Annotated in this window: 14 protein-coding genes, 1 tRNA gene and 1 pseudogene; 12 read left to right on the plus strand and 4 right to left on the minus strand. The window is 64.1% G+C overall.

Annotated elements, in window-relative coordinates:
* Positions 1-2: 2 nt before the first annotated feature.
* From NLM33_RS15790 to NLM33_RS15800, 3 genes are read left to right on the plus strand one after another with little or no spacing between them, the layout of a single operon-like run.
* Entirely contained in the window at positions 3-827 is an 825-nt protein-coding gene (locus tag NLM33_RS15790; protein ID WP_254096928.1) for a carbohydrate ABC transporter permease, read from the plus strand.
* Positions 827-1885 (plus strand): ABC transporter ATP-binding protein, encoded by a 1059-nt coding sequence (locus NLM33_RS15795; protein WP_254096929.1) that lies wholly within the window; start codon positions 827-829, stop codon positions 1883-1885. The genes NLM33_RS15790 and NLM33_RS15795 overlap by 1 nt, the downstream gene beginning before the upstream one ends.
* Complete coding sequence (locus tag NLM33_RS15800; protein WP_254096930.1) at positions 1828-3438, plus strand: glycerophosphodiester phosphodiesterase family protein; 1611 nt, start codon at positions 1828-1830, stop codon at positions 3436-3438. Before NLM33_RS15795 ends, NLM33_RS15800 begins: the two co-directional genes overlap by 58 nt.
* A 763-nt stretch (positions 3439-4201) precedes the next feature.
* On the opposite strand, the gene NLM33_RS15805 is transcribed toward NLM33_RS15800, so the two are convergent.
* Positions 4202-4276 (minus strand) — tRNA-Gln (locus NLM33_RS15805).
* A gap of 262 nt (positions 4277-4538) precedes the next feature.
* On the opposite strand from NLM33_RS15805, the gene NLM33_RS15810 reads away from it, so the two are divergent.
* Positions 4539-6317 carry an acyl-CoA dehydrogenase gene (locus NLM33_RS15810; RefSeq protein WP_254096931.1) on the plus strand — a complete coding sequence of 593 codons (1779 nt, stop codon included), beginning with the start codon at positions 4539-4541 and terminating at the stop codon, positions 6315-6317.
* A gap of 20 nt (positions 6318-6337) precedes the next feature.
* On the opposite strand, the gene NLM33_RS15815 is transcribed toward NLM33_RS15810, so the two are convergent.
* A complete protein-coding gene (locus NLM33_RS15815) occupies positions 6338-7573 on the minus strand; it encodes an MFS transporter (RefSeq protein WP_254096932.1) in 1236 nt (411 codons plus the stop codon).
* Between the two features lie 261 nt (positions 7574-7834).
* On the opposite strand from NLM33_RS15815, the gene NLM33_RS15820 reads away from it, so the two are divergent.
* From NLM33_RS15820 to NLM33_RS15855, 8 genes and pseudogenes are all read left to right on the plus strand, one after another.
* A complete protein-coding gene (locus NLM33_RS15820) occupies positions 7835-8596 on the plus strand; it encodes an enoyl-CoA hydratase-related protein (protein WP_254096933.1) in 762 nt (253 codons plus the stop codon).
* Between the two features lie 96 nt (positions 8597-8692).
* Complete coding sequence (locus NLM33_RS15825; RefSeq protein ID WP_254096934.1) at positions 8693-10360, plus strand: bifunctional UDP-sugar hydrolase/5'-nucleotidase; 1668 nt, start codon at positions 8693-8695, stop codon at positions 10358-10360.
* A gap of 133 nt (positions 10361-10493) precedes the next feature.
* Positions 10494-11423: a histone deacetylase family protein gene (locus tag NLM33_RS15830; RefSeq protein WP_254096935.1), complete on the plus strand. Its 930-nt coding sequence runs from the start codon at positions 10494-10496 to the stop codon at positions 11421-11423.
* Positions 11424-11496: 73 nt separating this feature from the next.
* The gene (locus NLM33_RS15835) at positions 11497-11748 is read left to right on the plus strand and encodes an exodeoxyribonuclease VII small subunit (RefSeq protein WP_027526545.1); all 252 of its coding nucleotides are present in this window, start codon (positions 11497-11499) and stop codon (positions 11746-11748) included.
* 251 nt (positions 11749-11999) lie between these two features.
* Positions 12000-13310: a hypothetical protein gene (locus tag NLM33_RS15840; protein WP_254096936.1), complete on the plus strand. Its 1311-nt coding sequence runs from the start codon at positions 12000-12002 to the stop codon at positions 13308-13310.
* A gap of 358 nt (positions 13311-13668) precedes the next feature.
* On the plus strand, positions 13669-15597 hold the full coding sequence (dxs, locus tag NLM33_RS15845) for a 1-deoxy-D-xylulose-5-phosphate synthase (protein ID WP_254096937.1): 1929 nt from the start codon (positions 13669-13671) through the stop codon (positions 15595-15597).
* A gap of 181 nt (positions 15598-15778) precedes the next feature.
* Entirely contained in the window at positions 15779-16333 is a 555-nt protein-coding gene (locus tag NLM33_RS15850) for a nucleoside 2-deoxyribosyltransferase (protein WP_254096938.1), read from the plus strand.
* A 78-nt stretch (positions 16334-16411) separates the two neighbouring features.
* Positions 16412-16750 (plus strand): annotated as a pseudogene (locus tag NLM33_RS15855) (SAM-dependent methyltransferase); the annotation flags it as partial.
* Positions 16751-17019: 269 nt separating this feature from the next.
* Here NLM33_RS15855 and NLM33_RS15860 read toward each other — a convergent pair.
* A complete protein-coding gene (locus tag NLM33_RS15860; RefSeq protein WP_254096939.1) occupies positions 17020-17730 on the minus strand; it encodes a hypothetical protein in 711 nt (236 codons plus the stop codon).
* A gap of 291 nt (positions 17731-18021) precedes the next feature.
* On the minus strand, positions 18022-18957 hold the full coding sequence (locus NLM33_RS15865) for a hypothetical protein (protein WP_254096940.1): 936 nt from the start codon (positions 18955-18957) through the stop codon (positions 18022-18024).
* Positions 18958-18961 lie beyond the last annotated feature (4 nt).

Here is an 18961-nt window from a genome sequence, read left to right on the forward strand (position 1 = left end):
TGATGCAATCGAAGCTGCGCAACCTCGTCATCGCCGTGCTGCTCGGCCTCACCTCGCTGCCGCTGGTCGTGATGCTGATCTCGCTTCTGCTCGACACCGTCACCACGACGCCCCCTGGCTCGTTTGTTCCGGATCGCTTCACCCTTGATGCCTGGCAGTTCCTGTGGTCGGCGCCGCCCGGTCGGCCGAGCATTTGGATCACCACCTTCAACACCATCGTCTTCGCCGGCTGCTCATCCCTGCTGCTGCTCGCCGTGTCCTCGACGGCCGGCTACGCGCTCGCCCGGCTGAACGTGCCCTTCCGCAAGTTCTTCCTTGCGGGCGTGCTCGTCATGCACGCATTCCCGACCGTGACGCTGATCATCGCGATCTTCCTGATCCTGCAGGTGGTCGGCCTCTACAACCATATCGGCGGTGTGATCCTGGCAAAGACCGCGCTCGACCTGCCGCTCGGCATCTGGATCATGAAGGGGTTCTACGACACGGTTCCCTGGGAGATCGAGATGGCCGGCGTCCAGGACGGCGCCAGCCGGTTCACCGTATGGCGCAAGCTGGTGTTGCCCCAGATCAAGCCGGGACTGATGGCGCTCGGCATCTTCTCGGTCATTTCCGGCTGGAGCGAATACATCCTGCCGCAAGTGCTGGCTCCGCGTAACGACGTGCAGGTGCTGTCGGTTTATCTGGCCGCCCTCATCAATGACGACACGCATTTCGATTTTCACGTGTTCAAGGCGGTCGGCCTGTTCTACGCACTGCCGATTTTCGTGATCTACCTGTTCTTCCAAAACAAGCTCATGACCATCTATGGCGGAGGCACGAAGGGCTGATGAGCATCAGGCTCGAACATTTCACCAAGCGTTTCGGCGGCTTCGTCGCCGTGCCCGACATGAACCTTGCGGTCGAGGAGGGCGAGATGCTGGCCCTCCTCGGCCCGTCGGGCTGCGGCAAGACCACGACGCTGTTCGCCATCTCCGGCATCCTGAAGGCGGATGGCGGGCGAATATGGATCGGCGAGCGGGACGTGACGGACCTTCCGGCTCAGAAACGCAATGTCGGCGTCGTCTTCCAATCCTACGCGTTGTATCCCCACATGACGGCGCATGAGAACATCGCCTTCCCGCTGAAGCTGCGCGGCAACGACAAGGCCGCGATCGACAAATCGGTCCAGGAACTCGCCCGGCTTCTGGAGATTGAAACCTTGCTCGACAGGCGCCCCGCCAACATGTCGGGCGGACAGCAGCAGCGTGTGGCGCTGGCCCGGGCTCTCATCCGCCGTCCCGACGTGCTCCTGCTGGATGAGCCGCTGGCCAATCTCGATGCGCGGTTGCGCCTCGAGATGCGCAGCGAGATTCGCCGTATCCAGCGCGAGACGCACACGACCGCCATCCTCGTCACCCATGACCAGGTCGAGGCGATGAGCATGTGTGACCGCATCGCGATCCTGGACAAGGGAGAGGTCATCCAGGTCGCTACGCCTTCGCAGATGTATGCTCGGCCGGCCAACCGCTTCGTGGCGAGCTTCCTCGGCAGCCCGCCGATCGCCTATCTTGACGCCAAGGCCGAGACACAGGGCATGCGCCTTGCTTGCGTTGATGTGCTCGTGCCTTGGCCGGTCGGGGTCGAGCCCGTCGAGCCGGGCTCGCCGATTTCGGTCGGTGTGCGTCCAGAAGCGTTCGGCCCCACCTTCCCGGTGCACCTGCCCGGGCGGATCGCCGCCGTCGAGAGCCATGGTCGCGAGATGCTCTACGCCGTCGATCTCGCAGACGGCAGCCGCCTGCGCGCCATCGGGTCGGGTCTCGGCCAGCTCGATCAAGGCGAGCCCGTCCAATGGGGCATCGAACCGACGAAGCTCCTGGTGTTCGATCGGAACGAGGTGTGCCTGTGAAGGCTTCGATCGAGGCTTTCGTTAGTCGCTACGGCTGGCCGGCGCACGCCGCGCAGCGGCCGCTCTCGATCGGCCATCGCGGTGCCTGCGCCCACGCCCATGAGAACACCATCGCGGCCTTCCGCGTCGCCGCGCGCCTCGGCGCCGATATGTGGGAGCTCGACGCCAGGCTCTCACGCGACGGCGTCGCGGTCGTGTCGCACGACGACGCGGTGCTGGGCGCGGATGGACGCCGCATTGTCCTCGCCGAACATGATGCCGTGGACATTGCGCGCATGCCATTGAAGCGCGGCGGCCATGTGCCGTTGCTTCAGGACGTCATCGATCTCGCGATCGAGACAAACTGCGGGCTCTATGTGGAAGTGAAGGAGCGCGCCGCCGCCCGGCCGGCCCTGGCGCTGCTTGCGAAAAGCGCCGTTCCCTTCGCGGGCCTGGGCTCGTTCGACCATGACACCGTCCGCGACCTCGTCGCCGCCAAAGGGGCCGAGCCGCGCTTCCCTGTTTCCGTTCTCGTGCGCAATGGTGAGGATCCGTTCGCGGCAGCGGCCGCTACGGGGGCCGAAATCATCCATTTGTGCTGGGAGCGGGCCTCGGACGATCCCGATCGTCTGATCACGCCAGAGTTCCTTGCGCGCGCAGCGAGGGAGAATCTCATCGTTGTGACCTGGCACGAGGAGCGGCGGAGCGTCCTCCAACGCCTAATGGCGATGCCGGTTGCCGGCATCTGCACGGACAAGCCTGAGATGATGAACCGCTACCGGCCCCACCCGGATTATCCGATCGACATCGTCTGCCACCGCGGCATGAATGCGGTCGCCCCGGAGAACACGCTGCATGCGGCGCGTCTCTGCTTCGACCAAGGATTCCAGGTGGTCGAACTCGACGTGCGGCACACTTCTGATGGTGCCCTCGCCGTCATCCATGATGCGATCCTCGACCGCACGACCGACGGATCCGGCTTCGTCGCGGCGAGGACGATAGCAGAGCTCCGCCTGCTCTCGGCCGGTATGTGGTTCGATCCGTTCTTCGCGGACGAACGGGTGATGCCGCTCGCGGCTTTCTTCCAGGCAGCCGGCGCCGACGGGCGCCTCTACGTCGAGGTCAAGGATACGGATCCGGCCGTGACAGTGACGGCGGCAGAGCGGGCGGGCTTTCTGCCGCGCGTCTTTTTCTGGAGCCCGGATCCGACCAGACTGGGCAAACTTCGTGGCCTCTCCGATGACGTCGCGATCATGGTCGAACGCGGCAGCTTCTCCAGCATCATGGAGGCGGTCGACGCGCTACGGCCAAACATCATTCAGTACGATGCCGAGCATGACGACCTCGGAGAGATCGAGACGTGCCGGGAAGCGGGCCTCGTCCCAATGATCAAGTACTTTGGCTCCGATCCCGCCATCTTCGAAAGGATCATTCGTCTACGGCCGGCCTTGATCAACCTGGACCGACCGGATGTGTTCCTCGCCGCATATTGGATCGTTACCGGTCAAGGGAGACCCGACAGACAGACTATTGCTGGCGACCAGCTGCCGTCGCAGGGGCGTTCCAAAGCCTGAAGCCAATCCGCTGCATAAAAGCCAGGCCTGTCGTTCGCTGGCGAGGTGAACCGCCACCGCCTTTGGGCAAGGATTATCTTGCCGGAAGAAATTCCTGCCTGTTCACATGCGTGGCGCTGGCTGCACCGAGTTTCGCTCACTGAGATGGAAGCCGAGCGACCGTCACATCTCGAGACCACAATTTGTCAGTTCGATTCGAAGCTGGACTTGCGGCGCAAGAAGTGCACGTCAGAGAGCAGGCGCTTTAGCACAGATTGGCGCCGGGCCGTAATCGACTAGGACAGGCGTGCACCGTGAGCTCTTGTAACCCGAAGCCGAAGTGCTTCATCCCTTGGAGGTAGACCCGGAACTTCCCCGCCTTCGCAGCTAACGCAATTCGCGCCAGCCGGCTCGGTCGCTACCGTCAGGAGTACAAGATCGCAGAAGATCGTAGGCTGGCGTCCAAAATCGTACGATTGGTAGCGGGGGAGCGCTACCAACCCACACTGCAAGCGGTTTTCGTTCTTAGTTGGATCAGCGCAGCTACGCGAGTCGCGGTGAAGAGGTGACGCTTTCAACCTCCGATAATTGAGACGGCTTATCAGCACTCACCCGTCTTCCGTGCACTCGGAAATTTTTTGTCGTGCACTCACGGTGCACACGGAGCCTTCTAATCCGAAGTCGATTGAGAGACCGAACCCTCGCTCCAATCCATCGACGGGCAGCGGAATCCGCCTTTCCAAATGAAGCGACGAAGAGGTGGATTTAAGTGAGCAATATCAAGTGGCTGGGGCGGGAGGGATCGAACCTCCGAATGGCGGAATCAAAATCCGCTGCCTTACCGCTTGGCTACGCCCCAACACGGCCTTCGGGAACGGCGCCAGCACAGGCGGCGGATTCCCTTCGGGTCTCGCCGGTCTATAGAGAGTGGTCGGCCATTTCAACCGTCTCCGCGCGCAAATTGGCCGGCGGCGGGCACGGGTTTGCGCCACTTCTTTTAAATATGGCGCCCTGCCCGCGCCCGGCCTGGCCTCCCAGTCACGAAACTTGGCCCTCCCGGCCATTGAGACCCCAGCGGTTTCGTGGGAATACGGCGCCAACGAGGTTTCCGGGAGTACGCCATGACCTACCGCGCGCCGATCAACGACATGCTGCTTTCGCTCAACCACGGCGCGGGCCTCAAGGCTGCCGTGGAGGCCGGCCATTACCGCGATTTCGACGCCGATATCGTAGCTGCCGTGCTGGAGGAAGCTGGCAAGTTCGCGACCGACGTTCTTGCGCCGCTCAACCGTGTCGGCGATGAGAACGGCATCAAGCTCGACGACGGCAAGGTCACGACCGCGCCCGGCTGGCCCGATGCCTACAAGCGCTGGACCGATGGCGGCTGGAACGCGGTGTCGGGGCCGGAAGCCTTCGGCGGCCAGGGCCTGCCGGTCGCAATCAACGCGGCCTGCACCGAAATCTGGAGCGCCTCCAACGTCGCCTTCGGCCTCTGCCCGCTGCTGACGGCCTCCGCGATCGAGGCGCTCGAGGCGCATGGCAGCGACGAGCTGAAGCAAATCTATCTCGAAAAACTCGTCACCGGCGAATGGACCGGCACGATGCAGCTCACCGAGCCGCAGGCCGGCTCCGACGTCGGCGCGCTGCGCACCCGCGCCGAGCCGCAGGGCGACGGCACCTATCGCATCAAGGGGACGAAGATCTTCATCACCTATGGCGAGCACGACATGACCGACAACATCGTGCATTTCGTGCTCGCGCGCCTGCCTGATGCCCCTGCCGGCACCAAGGGAATTTCTCTGTTTCTTGTTCCAAAGCTCATGGTCAATGCAGACGGCTCGCTCGGCGCGCGTAACGACATCTATGCGTCTGGTGTCGAGCACAAGCTCGGCATGCACGCCTCCCCCACCTGCACCATGACCATGGGCGATCATGGCGGCGCGATCGGCTTTCTGATCGGCGAAGAGAACCAGGGCATGCGCTGCATGTTCACGATGATGAATCAGGCCCGCCTCGGCGTCGGCCTTGAAGGCGTCGGCGTCGCCGACCGCGCCTATCAGCAGGCTCTCGCTTACGCGCAGGAGCGCAAGCAGGGTCGCGCTCTCGGCAAGAAGGGCGACGGCTCCGATGCCATCATCGTGCATCCCGACGTCAAGCGCATGCTGATGCGGATGCGTGCACAGACCGCGGCCGCGCGCACCATCTGCTATGCGACGGCGGTCGCAATCGACGTCTCGACGCGCGCCAAGGACCCCGGCGTGCGGGTCGAGGCCGCGGCGCGCGCGGCGCTGCTGACGCCGATCGCAAAAGCCTATTCGACCGATGTCGGCAACGAAGTCGCCTATCTCGGCGTCCAGGTACATGGCGGCATGGGCTTCATCGAGGAGACCGGCGCAGCCCAGCACTATCGTGACGCCCGCATCACCGCGATCTATGAAGGCACCAACGGCATCCAGGCGATCGACCTCGTCACGCGCAAGCTGGCGGCCAACGGCGGCACCGCGGTCTGGGCGCTGCTTGGCGAGCTCTCCGGCATCATCAAGCAGGTCGAGGCCTCCAACGATCCCGCCTTCGGCGCCACCGGCGTCAAATTGCGCGAGGCGCTGGACGCGCTCAAGCGCACCAGCAAGTGGCTCTTGGAGCGGCTGGCCGAGGCGCCGAACGACGCACTCGCCGGCGCCACGCCCTATCTCCAGCAGTTCGGTGCGACGCTCGGCGGCTGCATGCTGGCAAGCGAGGCGCTCGCGGCCAAGAGCGACGGCAACCTCGATGCGCCCCGCTACGTCTCGCTCGCCCGTTTCTTCGCCGAGAACATCACCGTGCAGGCGAGCTCCCTGGAGCGCACTGTGACGGAGAGCGCGGAGTCGGTCGCGGCGGCGGACGCGGTGCTACTGGGGTAACGCCTGAACTGTCCGCGCCCTCACCCCGAGGTGCGAGCCAACCTGGGCCGCACCAAAACCGCGGCCGCCGCGACGAGGTCGAGCACCACGCACAGCGTTAGCGCTGCCGTGTAGTCGCCGGTCAGGCTTTGCACGAAGCCGATGAGGCCGGGGCCGAACGCGCTGACGACGCCGCTGATCGACGTGCCCAATCCCATGGCGGCACCGAATGCGGCATCGCCGATCTCGCGCTGAATGATCAGGGGTGGGAACGTGATCATGTTCCCGATCGAGAAGCCGTAGACGGCGCAGGCCGCCAGCATCACGCTCGCCTGCGACGATTGCAGCAGCACGAGAAGCGCCAGCGCCTGGCTCACCATCGACACCGAGCTCGCCCGACGCGGATCGATCCGGTCCACGAACAGGCCGAGCGAGAGGCGGCCGACGACGGCCATGCTCGCCATGACGGTGAGCGCGAGCCCCGCCGCCGAGCGCCCGACCACCGGCTCGAGGAACGGGACTTGGTGGACGATGAATCCAACTTGCGCGAGAATCGCAATCGCGATCGGCAACACCATGGTCCAGAAGCCGGGATCGCGGAGCAGTGCCCTTCGTGAAGGCGCGGGAAGCGTATCCTGGCCTGCCGCCTGGGACGATGCAAGCGGCGCCTGCGTTCCGCCTTTCGGCCGATCGATCAGGGACACGATCACCGGCACCAGCACGACAACCATCACCGTCGTTGCGGCCAGCATCGCGCGCGCGAAGCCGACGAGGCCCGTCATGACCAGCAGCAGCGGCGCCAGCACGACGCCGCCGCAGGTGGCGCCGTTGAACGCGAGACTGAGCGCAAGCCCGCGGCGCCGGTCGAACCAGGCGTTGAGGACCGTCGCGATCACGACCGTGCCCATGCCGGTCCAGCCCACCGACATCAGGGCATAGGCGAGATAGAGCTCCCAGGGCGCCGTCATCAATCCGAACAGAATCGTCGAGGCGCCGAGCGCCGACAGGCCGCACAGCGAAAGCGCGCGCGGGCCGATCCGCACCATGATGTCGTCGGTGAAGATGACGAGAACGGAGGTGAGCAGGAACGAGAAGGTGCTGGCCGTCGAGATCAGCGCGCTCGGCCAGCCGTGAACGCGCTGGAGCTCTGCGAGATAAATGCCCTGACCGTAAAGGCCGAAGCCGAACATGAAGAAGGCGATCAGGAAACAGCCGAAGACGACCCGCCAGCCGCGATAGTGCAGCGAGGATTCGTCAACGATCGTTGCGGCAATCATCGATCGGGCAATCGGCCAAACGAGAGCGAAACGGGGCCGATCCTGCCGCACAACTCCCGGTTTTTCAATAACATCATTGTAGCTTTTTGTTGTAGTGCTCGTCTCGCATGTGCGACAGCGGCGAAGACGGGGGTGGTATGCACCGCCACCGTTGAAAACGGCAACCCCAGGTTTGGCAGCTCCGCAAGATGATGTAGGCTGACAGCAAAACGACAGGCCGGCGGCAACGGTGCCGTGGGCCGCTATTGGGGACTGGGAAGCATGGCCGGCCAGATCATTGTGACGCACGAAGGCGCGATGCGCGTGATCACGCTGCGCCGGCCGGACAAGAGGAACGCGGTCACGCAAGCCATGTACCGCGACATCGGCCACGCGATCGACACGGCGCAGAACAATCCGGACATCCGCTGCCTGATCATCACCGGCGGCTCCGGCGCTTTCAGCGCAGGCAACGATCTCGAGGAGTTCCTGGCGGATGCCACGGCGAGCCCCGAGACGCCGCGGGCCTCCAACGCCATCAAGCTGCTGTATTCGCTGGCCCACAACGTGAAGCCGATCATCGCCGCTGTCGACGGCGTAGCGATCGGGATCGGCACGACCATGCTGTTCCATTGCGACTATGTGCTCGCATCAACCGCGGCGACCTTCAGGACACCGTTCGTCCCGCTCGGACTGATCCCGGAGGGTGCGTCCACCCTCTTGATGCCGCGAACCATGGGCTACCAGCGCGCCTTCGCGATGCTGGTGATGGGGCGGACCTTCACCGCAGAGGAGGCGCAGGCGGCCGGATTCGTCAATGTCGTAGTCTCGCCCGGACATACCGAGGCGGAAGCCAAGAAGGTGGGGCGCGAGATTTCCAGACTGCCGGCAGATGCGGTCGCGACCTCGCGCAAATTGCTGCGCCTGCCGCCGGAGGAGCTGACGCGCCGCATCGACCAGGAGAGCCATCTCTTCGGCGAACGCATACGCTCTCCGGAAGCGATCGCCGCGTTCAAGGCGTTCTTCGCGAGAAAAAAGCATTAGGCTCTTCACTTCGCCAAGCTTGCGGGGAGAGAGAGCGCACCGACATCTGACAACAAGCATCGTGAAATCTTTGCGCGGAACGTTTAGGCTTGTTCCATGCGACATCTGCTTCGCCTGATCCCGGCCACTCTCGTTTTCGCGCTTGCCTGCGCCCTGCCCGCTCCCGCCCAGGGCCCAGCGCCGGTCGAACTGCGCATCCTTGCGATCAATGACTTCCACGGCAATCTCAGGCCGCCGCCCGGCGGCATCCGCATCGGCGATCCCGAGGACAAGGCGAAGAAGGTGACGGTCGTGGCGGGCGGTGCCGAGTACATGGCGACGCTGGTCAAGCAGCTTCGCGAGGGCCGCAAGAATACAATCTTCGTTGCGGCCGGAGATCTCATCGGGGCGAGCCCGTTTTTGTCGGCGATGTTTCACGACGAGCCGTCGATCGAAGCGCTGTCGATGATGGGCCTTGCGATCACCTCGGTCGGCAATCACGAGTTCGACGAGGGCAAGGCCGAGCTGCTCAGGATGCAGAACGGCGGCTGCCATCCGGAGGACGGATGCCAGGGGCCGCATCCCTTCACGGGCGCCAAATTCCATTATCTGGCGGCCTCCACCATCGAGACCGCGACCGGCAAGAGCATCCTGCCGCCCTATGAGATCAGGGAATTCGACGGCATCCCCGTCGCCTTCATCGGGCTGACGCTCAAGGGCACCGCTGGCATCGTCTCGCCAAAAGGCATTGCCGGGCTCGAATTCCGCGACGAAGCCGAGACGGTGAACGCGCTTGTTCCGCAACTGAAGGCGCGCGGGGTCGAGGCTATCGTGGTCCTGATCCACGAAGGCGGCGAGCCGACCGGCGACTACAATGAATGCCCGGGCATTTCAGGACCGATCGTCGACATCGTCAAAAAATTCGACCGCGCGGTCGACGTCGTCGTAAGCGGCCACACGCATCGTGCTTACGTCTGCCAAATCGACGGCCGGCTCGTCACCAGCGGCGACAAGTACGGCACGCTTGTCACGGCGATCGACATCACGCTCGATTCCACGACGCGCGATATCGTCAGCGCGAAAGCCGACAACGTGATCGTCGCGAACGCCTCGCTCGCAAAGGATCCCGAGCAGACCGCCCTGATCGAGGCCTACGACAAGCTCGCGTCCCCCATCGCCAACCGTCCGGCCGGATCGGTGACGCAGACGTTGTCGCGCGTGCCCAACGAGGCGGGCGAGAGCGCGCTCGGCGACGTCATCGCGGATGCGCAGTTGGCGGCGACGAAGGACGCGAAGGACGGCGGCGCCGTCATTGCCGTCACCAATCCCGGCGGCATCCGCACCGACATCGTGCCGAAGGAGAACGGCGCGGTGTCCTTTGGCGAAGTGTTCGCGAGCCAGCCGTTCCGCAACCGCCTCGTCACCCTGACGCTCACGGGCAGCCAGCTCAAGGATATGCTGGAGCAGCAATGGCTCGATCCGAAGCGGCCGCGGATCCTTCAGGTGTCGAACGGATTTGGCTATGTCTGGGACGCCTCGAAGCCGTTCGGCGAGCGCGTCATGGCCGACAAGATGACGCTCGACGGCAAGCCGATCGATCCGGCATCGAGCTACCGCGTCACCCTCAACGATTATCTCGCCGTCGGCGGCGACGGCTTTACCGTCGCCAAACAAGGCACCTTGCCGCAATATGGCGGCTATGATGCCGATGCGCTGTTTGCCTTCTTCAGGGCGCACGGCCCGGTCGGCCCGCTGCCACCGACCCGCATCCTGCGTATCAATTGATCCGGATCAAACGGCCCGGAACGGAACCACCTTTGCCATTCCCGACCAAACCCCTACATTGCGTTTTGCATTGCCTTTTGGCGCCGGATGCGTCAAGCGACGTCAAAAGCCCGTTCGCAGTGAGCCCGACCTGATGAGCACGCTTCTTCTCTCCCACAAGGCCTGCCTCGACCATGTTACGCCGCAGGGCCATCCCGAGCGGCCGGATCGCCTGCGCGCGGTGGAAGAGGCGCTGTCGCATGAGCGCTTCCAGTTCCTGGTGCGGGATCAGGCGCCGGAGGGCAATCTCGACCTCGTCACGCTCTGCCACAACGAGCATTACGTCACCGAGCTGCGCCACATCGCGCCGACCAGCGGCCAGGTCTATATCGACGGCGACACCTCGATGTCGCCGGGCACCTGGGAAGCCGTCATGCGCGGGGTCGGTGGCGCGGTCGCCGCGACCGAGGCCGTGATGGCGGGCGAGCACCGCAACGCCTTCGTCGCGGTGCGCCCGCCCGGACACCATGCCGAGATCGGCAAGCCGATGGGCTTCTGCTTCTTCGACAATGTCGCGATCGCCGCCCGCCACGCGCAGCGCAAATACGGCATCAAGCGCGCCGCCATCGTCGATTTCGACGTGCACCACGGCAACGGCACGCAGGACATCTTCTGGTCGGATCCGACCGTGATGTACTGCTCGACCCATCAGATGCCGCTGTTTCCAGGCACCGGCGCGCGCTCCGAGCGCGGTGACCACGACACCATCGTCAACGCGCCGCTCGCCTCCGAGGATGGCGGCCCCGAATTCCGCGACGCCTTCGAGAATCTAATACTGCCGCAGCTAACCAGGTTCAGCCCCGAGCTTCTCATCATCTCGGCGGGGTTCGACGCGCATTACCGCGATCCGCTGGCCTCGCTGAACCTGCGTGGTGAGGACTACGCCTGGGTGACGCGGAAGCTGATGGACCTCGCCGACAAGACCGCGGGCGGGCGCGTTGTTTCGGTGCTCGAAGGTGGGTATGACCTGCAAGGACTGAAAGAATCTGTTACGGCGCATGTCGGCGCCCTAATGGGCGCCTGACGACACCCGCCACATTGCGCCCGCAAAAATATTGCTTCGTAACCTAGCGAAGGGCGGGCAATCGGAAACGGATATGGCCGAAAACACCCAAATCGACGTCACCAGGCTGACCTTTGAGCGCGCGATCGAGGAGCTCGAAACGATCGTGAAGCGGCTCGAGGAGGGCAAGGTGCCGCTGGAAGAATCAGTGGCGATCTATGAGCGCGGCGAGGCCCTGAAGCGACGCTGCGAGGAACTCCTGCGCCAGGCTGAGGCCCGCGTCGACAAGATCACCACGGACGCCAGCGGCCAGGCGAGCGGCACCGCGCCCCTCGACGTTCAGTAGCCGCCCTTCCCCGATACCCCCAAGCCATTCAGAATATTCAGGGAATGCGCCCGAAGGCCGCGCAGCCAGGCTGCAAATAGCTCTTGGCCTGCCCCGCGGACTGCTATAGTCCCGGGGGCAAGAGAATGCGGACCGGGCCAACGGTCCGGACGAACGTCGACGGTTTGCGTCGAAAAAAGCGCGTCAATCGGGGGAGAGAGGCTGGGGCTCCTGTCGGGGCCCCAAGGCCGGCTTGCGGGATCACAGGGTCAGTGCGCGTTCAAAACCGCCATGTCATCTATGTGCAGGGTTACGATCCGCGCGGACTCGCGCGTTATTATCGCATGTTCCGCACCGAGCTGCGCAAGTTCGACCGGCTCTACCAGCTCAAGACCACGATCAGCCGGCCGCAGGATCTGAGCGAAGGCGAGATCGCGTCCTGGAGCATCGAGACCCGCGCGGACGACTGGCAGACCCGCACGGCCTACGACTTCCTGCGCTTTGAGGATTTCATCAAGCGCGACCTCGCCCAGCCGATCCGCAAGACCGTCTTCGCGGCGCTCTGGGTTTACTGCCAACTCGTGTTCGGTGGCACCATCGCGCGCTTCGCCAAGGCGAACTGGCGATTCGCGACCTTCGTCAGCTACCCCTATCTGGTGCTGCTCGCGGAGGCGCTGTGCGCGGCCGGCGTCGCATGGCTGTTCCGGAAAGGGCTGGATGCATTCGGCGTCCCCGATCCCTTCAGCCTGCTCGCAGCCGCTGCACTGTTCGTGGCGCTGCTCGGCACCATGCTGAAATACACGGAGGACAGGACCTATGTGCTGTATCTCCTGCGCGACCACATCTGGACCTGGGAATTCGCCCATCGCCGCCAGCCGGAATGGGACCGGCGCATCGACCGCTTTGCGGAACATCTGTGCAAGGTCGCGCGCACCACGCGCGCAGAGGAGATCGTGCTGGTCGGCCACTCATCGGGCTCGTTCCTCGCCATCGAAATTCTGGCGCGCGCACTCAAGCTCGATCCTGCGCTCGGGCAACGCGGCGCCCGCGTCATGCTGCTCACCGTCGGCGGCAATTGTCCGGTCGTCGGCTATCACGCGGCGGCACAGGATTTCCGTGACCGTTTGCGCGAGCTCGCGGTCGAGCCCTCGATCGAATGGATCGACTGCCAGGCCCGCAAGGACGTGATGAACTTCTTCCAGTTCGATCCGATCGCGGGCCACGGCATCGACGTTGGCGCGGCGCGCTGCAATCCCGCCGCCATTGTGCCGGTGCGCTTTCGCGAGATCATCGCGCCGGAGCACTACAAATTGTTCCGCTGGCAGTTCTTCCGCGTCCATTTCCAGTTCGTGATGGCCAATGAGCAGCCGCATGCCTACGACTTCTTCATGATCGTGTGCGGCCCGGTTCCGTTACGAGAACGGATGGCCATGCCGGACGCGGCCCTTGCGGTCGCAACCGGCGATGCCTCGGCCCGCGAGTTTGCCTGGCGGCGGCTGGAACTCGAAAATTCCTCTCCCCACGGCCAAATTTCTGCCGAGGAACTCGGGAAACTGGAACCTCCGGCCCGGAGCCGGGGTTAACCAAATCGGCCCGAGGCTTGCACGCGCATACCCTGTCCACGGGCCTAACGGGTTGGCTTTGACGGCCGCTTTGGTGTAAAGGTGCGCGGACTATGGCTATTTGAGAGCCTTTCGTAAGCAAGTATTGCTGACGGCAAGTGCTTCAGATCGCTAATGAAATTGGCTGGGACGGGTGACGCCGAGCTGAGTGACAGAGATCACAGAGACTGAACCGGAGCGCACTTAGGCTCACTTAAGCTTGAAGAAGGGGCTTTGCCCCGCGCAGGTGGCTCCGACAGTCAGGGCTCGCGCTGCGCCAATATTGTGCATACCCATCTCGCGCCGGACGGTCGTCCGGCCCTTAAAATTGGAAATCGCCGTGAACGCATACAGCAAGACGCCGCTTCTCGACACCATCCGCACGCCGGATGACTTGCGCAAGCTCAAGATCGAGCAAGTCCGCCAGGTCGCCGACGAGTTGCGGCAGGAGACCATCGACGCCGTTTCCGTGACCGGCGGTCACTTCGGCGCGGGCCTCGGCGTGGTCGAGCTCACCACCGCGATCCATTACATCTTCGATACGCCGCGCGACCGGCTGATCTGGGACGTCGGCCACCAGGCCTATCCGCACAAGATCCTGACCGGGCGGCGCGACCGCATCCGCACCTTGCGCACCGGCGGCGGCCTCTCCGGCTTCACCAAACGCAGCGAAAGCGACTACGATCCGTTCGGTGCGGCACACTCCTCGACCTCGATCTCGGCCGGCCTCGGCATGGCCGTCGCGCGCGACCTCTCCGGCGGCAAGAACAACGTGATCGCCGTCATCGGCGACGGCTCGATGTCGGCGGGCATGGCCTATGAGGCGATGAACAATGCGGGCGCGATGAACTCCCGCCTGATCGTCATCCTCAACGACAACGACATGTCGATCGCTCCGCCGGTCGGCGCGATGAGCGCGTATCTGTCGCGGCTCTACTCCGGCAAGACCTACCGCACGCTGCGCGAGGCGGCCAAGCAGATCAACAAGCGCCTGCCCAAGATCATCGCCAACCGCGCCAACCGCGTCGAGGAATACTCCCGCGGCTTCATGATGGACGGCGGCACGCTGTTCGAGGAGCTCGGCTTCTATTATGTCGGCCCGATCGACGGGCATAACCTCGACCATCTGCTGCCGGTCCTGAAGAACGTCCGCGACATGGAGACCGGCCCGATCCTGGTCCACGTCGTGACCCAGAAGGGCAAGGGCTACGGCCCGGCGGAAGCTTCCGCCGACAAATATCACGCCGTCGTCAAGTTCGACGTCGCGACCGGCACGCAGGCCAAGGCCAAACCGAATGCGCCGGCCTACCAGAACGTGTTCGGCCAGAGCCTGGTCAAGGAAGCCCAGAAGGACGACAAGATCGTCGCCATCACCGCGGCGATGCCGTCCGGCACCGGCGTCGACATCTTCAACAAGGCGTTCCCCAACAGGACCTTCGACGTCGGTATCGCCGAGCAGCACGCGGTGACGTTTGCCGCCGGCCTCGCCACCGAAGGATACAAGCCGTTCTGCGCGATCTACTCGACCTTCCTGCAACGCGGCTACGACCAGGTCGTGCATGACGTCGCGATCCAGAGCCTGCCGGTGCGCTTCGCCATCGACCGCGCCGGCCTCGTCGGCGCCGACGGCGCCACGCATGCGGGCTCGTTCGACAGCGCCTATCTCGGCTGTCTGCCGAACATGGTGATCATGGCAGCCGCGGACGAGGCTGAAATGGTGCACATGGTCGCAACCCAGGTTGCGATCAACGACCGTCCGAGCGCGCTGCGCTATCCGCGCGGCGAAGGCCGCGGCGTCGAGATGCCCGAGGTCGGCATTCCCCTCGAGATCGGCAAGGGCCGCGTCGTCCGTCAGGGCACCAAGATCGCCCTGCTCTCCTTCGGCACCCGCCTTGCCGATTGCGAGAAGGCGGCCGACGAGCTCGCCGCGCACGGCCTCTCCACCACGATCGCCGATGCGCGCTTCATGAAGCCGCTCGACACCGACCTGGTGCTCAAGCTCGCCCGCGAACACGAGATCCTGATCACGATCGAGGAAGGCTCGGTCGGCGGCTTCGGCTCGCATGTCGCGCAGTTCCTGACCGACCAGGGCGTGCTCGACAGCGGCGCGGTGCGGTTCCGCTCGATGGTGCTGCCCGACGTGTTCCTCGACCACGACACGCCGGCCGCGATGTACGGCCGCGCCGGTCTCGATGCCAAGGGCATCGTCGCCAAGGTGTTCGAGGCGCTCGGCAAGGACGTGAAGACCGAGACGGTCAAGCTCGCCTGATTGTCGACCGGACGCGGCCCCCTCACCTCTCCCGTAGGGAGAGGTCGGATTGCGATAGCAATCCGGGTGAGGGGTCTAGAGGTCCCACGAGTGCGCGCAACCCCTCACCCGGCGCTTCGCGCCGACCTCTCCCTATGGGAGAGGTGTTGCACCGCCGACATCGCTCTCATTTGGTGATCGCATGAAAATCTATCTGGCAGGCCCCGACGTGTTCCTGCCGGATGCGGTCGAGATCGGGCGTCGCAAGGCTGCGATCTGCGCCGCGCACGGGCTCGACGGCCTTTATCCCCTCGACAGTGCGATTGATCTCACTGCACCCGATGGTTCGCGGCAGATCTTCGCCGCCAACGAGGCGATGATGGATGTGGCCGATGCCGTCATCGCCAATCTCACACCCTTCCGCGGCGCGGGCGCGGATCCCGGCACCGTCTACGAGCTGGGCTACATGGCCGGCCGCGGCAAGCTGTGCCTCGCCTATTCCAACGACCCCGCCGTCTATGCCGACCGTGTCGGCCGCTTCATGGATATCACCACCGAGGACGGCCGCCTGGTCGATGCGCAGGGGTTGACGATCGAGGATTTTGGCCTGGTCGACAATCTCATGATGATCCACGCACTGGAGCTGCACGGCTGCCCGCTGGTAACGCCAGCCGAGATGCCCATCGACGTCTGGCACGATCTCGCCGCGTTCGAGACTTGCGTCCGGATGGCGGCCGCGCGACTTATCGCTACATAAGCGCTAGAGCATGATCCGGAAAAGTGTGCAGCGGTTTTCCGGAAAGATCATGCTCGAATAACGTTCCCGGAGAGCCTGATGTCCCCTCCCCGCAAGCGCGCGGATGTTTTGCTGGTCGAGCGCGGCCTGTTCGAGAGCCGGGCGCGGGCGCGCGCGGCGATCGAGGCCGGGCTCGTCACCGCCAACGACAAACTGGTTGCAAAGCCCTCCGAGACCATCGCAGAGGACGCGGTGCTCCAGGCTGAGCCGGCGCATCCTTATGTCTCGCGTGGCGGCGTCAAGCTCGCCGGTGCGCTGGAGCGCTATGCGATCGAGATCGAGGATCACGTCTGCCTCGACGTCGGCGCCTCCACCGGCGGCTTCACCGAGGTGCTGCTGGCCAATGGAGCGAGCCTCGTTTTCGCGCTCGATGTCGGGCGCGAGCTATCCCGCCAAGGTAAGAGCGAGTCGTCCGGACTCAATAAAACCGGGGGTTCTTGAATCCGTAGTGAGTCGGATTCCGCAATAACGGCGAGTCGAAACCGCGGGCTTTCAGGATAACGGCGAGTCGATGTAATTCGATCTACATCTAAGTCATTCTACTATCTACGTTTATTGGCGCACCTTACATTGGCTCTTCGTGGTACCATCACTACGCGGCACCTGCGGCTGGGACCAGCCTACCGGTTTCTTTGCCGCGGCCTGCCCTATTGGGCTTCACCAGCTGAGGTGCCATCGCCGGCATCGACCGGAACTGCCGCGCGCGGGCCCGCGCTCATGATCGTGTCGTACGATACCGGGCTCCACCTTCTGGTCTCGCGGTTGAATTCCACGAACTGCCCACCGTGCACGGAGAATATCCGAAATTGCGGAAAACAGGCGAAGGCGGCGTCTCTGTCGACTTCTCCCTCGCCGCCGAAGAAATGCCTGACGAGGATCGGGCCGAAGGCGAATATTCCGACCGTGCGGTAGCCGCGAACGAGCCACTCGTTGCTGGTTCTGCGCTCGTCGATGCTCCGTGCGCAGCTTTCCGAGGTAGGAGCGTAGCCGCCCGATATGATTTCGCCGGTTGACGGGTTGAACGAGGTGCCGTCGTCGTTGGCCCCAACGGTGACAACGGAGTCGTTCGAAGGGATATCGACAATGATGCCGATGCTGCCACCGGCATTCGGGTCCGCGGGGTGCATGTCGGGATGCTGATATGGCCCGACATCGCCGGCCATGATCGTGCTGAAGGAGAGCGGGACGTCGGCCAGACCGGCCGCCTGCCGAAGGTCGTCAGGAAAGACTAGGCCGGGGTGGTTGCTCATCAGCGTCGAGAAATGGACCAGCAGTGCCTGGCGCTCCCGGAGGAAAGACCGGATCGAGAAGTCGGTCTGGCTGGGCGGCGTGGTTTCGGTGGTGTCTTGAGTGTTCATGGGTATCCTTCTTGGGACCGTTGATATCGTCCTCAGGTTCCGGTCAGGCCTTGGGAAGGACCCCAGGAATTGGGGATCGTTGTATTTAGAAATCGGCAGACTTTGCCCGGGGGATTCCGGCGCCAAAGCCGAAAATATTTTTACGATCCTGGCAGACCTCTTGGCGCCCGGACAAGGTCCGCCTTCCTATAATGGAAATCGCGATCTTAACCCTCGAGGACCCGGCCCGAAGTTCCCAGGACGCGAGGCTTCCGGGCGAGCAACACGGTGGTCGCCCGGAAGATTTGCTCACTACGCCATCATGAGCCGCGGCGGACCTGATTTCTCCCGTAGCTGGAGATCCCTCAGGACTCCCGCAGGCATCCGAACGTTGCCCACGGACGTGACCATCAGCGGCAACAGGTCGATCAGCAGCGGCAATCCGGTGATACCGAACGACTTCAGGCGGGCCTCTTCCTCGGCCTGGCGATGCCGATCCTCCCACGGTGCGGTGGCATCTTCCCAGAACCACGTTTCATCTTGGTGCTTGATCCAGTCTGTCGATGGGACCTGCTGCGGTCGCTGTCCGTCGCGCAGGCGCCAGAGCGGAGCGTAATCTCGCGAGAACAGGACCTTGCTGCCGTCCGGCTCCGTCCAGGCGCCGTAGACGAAGTAGAGCCGGTGCGGCAGAAACGGCGGCAGCGGATCACGAGGAATGGAGATCTCCTCGCGCGTGCAGATCCCACAGCGATTATCGGTGATGATCTGCACCGGGGAATCGCGCCCACGGCCGAAGTCGGCCGTCAGCATGGCAAGGCGCCGGGGTCCGGCGAAGCTCCCTCGGAAACGAACAGTGGTCCCCGCCATTCCAGAAACGGGCCAATCGCCTGTTGCCTTCCAGCACTGCAGGCGGATCGCGAACTGATCCTCGATGGTGCCGGCGTCACCGGTCAGTCTGGACGCCAATAGGACGTACAGCGCCTCCCCGGCCGTGATGTCGAGAGCCCGGGCGAGCTTCAACGTCAGGTCGGCGCTGCGGCTGCGGAAGTCCCCGCGGGAAAGATCTTGGTCCAGCGGCACTGGCGGCTGGGCGGAGTGGGCAAACTCCAGTTCGTGCCAGTCGCGATAGCCGAGCACCGTAGCGAGGCCGTTCTGAACCTTCGACAGCGGTAGGCGATCTCCGAGCAGCCGGGCAACGCGTTTCGCGGCCTTTTTGGGTCGGTCGAGATTGGGAAAATGGAAGCGCATGACA

Origin of the sequence: Bradyrhizobium sp. CCGUVB1N3, from assembly GCF_024199925.1 — a bacterium.
Classification (GTDB): Bacteria; Pseudomonadota; Alphaproteobacteria; order Rhizobiales; family Xanthobacteraceae; genus Bradyrhizobium.

Bases quoted from the DNA above. Each gene is read 5' to 3' on its own strand.
- NLM33_RS15790 (WP_254096928.1), top strand. From the start codon at position 3: ATGCAATCGAAGCTGCGCAACCTCGTCATCGCCGTGCTGCTCGGCCTC.
- NLM33_RS15795 (WP_254096929.1), top strand. From the start codon at position 827: ATGAGCATCAGGCTCGAACATTTCACCAAGCGTTTCGGCGGCTTCGTC.
- NLM33_RS15800 (WP_254096930.1), top strand. From the start codon at position 1,828: ATGGGGCATCGAACCGACGAAGCTCCTGGTGTTCGATCGGAACGAGGT.
- NLM33_RS15810 (WP_254096931.1), top strand. From the start codon at position 4,539: ATGACCTACCGCGCGCCGATCAACGACATGCTGCTTTCGCTCAACCAC.
- NLM33_RS15815 (WP_254096932.1), bottom strand. From the start codon at position 7,573: ATGATTGCCGCAACGATCGTTGACGAATCCTCGCTGCACTATCGCGGC.
- NLM33_RS15820 (WP_254096933.1), top strand. From the start codon at position 7,835: ATGGCCGGCCAGATCATTGTGACGCACGAAGGCGCGATGCGCGTGATC.
- NLM33_RS15825 (WP_254096934.1), top strand. From the start codon at position 8,693: ATGCGACATCTGCTTCGCCTGATCCCGGCCACTCTCGTTTTCGCGCTT.
- NLM33_RS15830 (WP_254096935.1), top strand. From the start codon at position 10,494: ATGAGCACGCTTCTTCTCTCCCACAAGGCCTGCCTCGACCATGTTACG.
- NLM33_RS15835 (WP_027526545.1), top strand. From the start codon at position 11,497: ATGGCCGAAAACACCCAAATCGACGTCACCAGGCTGACCTTTGAGCGC.
- NLM33_RS15850 (WP_254096938.1), top strand. From the start codon at position 15,779: ATGAAAATCTATCTGGCAGGCCCCGACGTGTTCCTGCCGGATGCGGTC.
- NLM33_RS15860 (WP_254096939.1), bottom strand. From the start codon at position 17,730: ATGAACACTCAAGACACCACCGAAACCACGCCGCCCAGCCAGACCGAC.
- NLM33_RS15865 (WP_254096940.1), bottom strand. From the start codon at position 18,957: ATGCGCTTCCATTTTCCCAATCTCGACCGACCCAAAAAGGCCGCGAAA.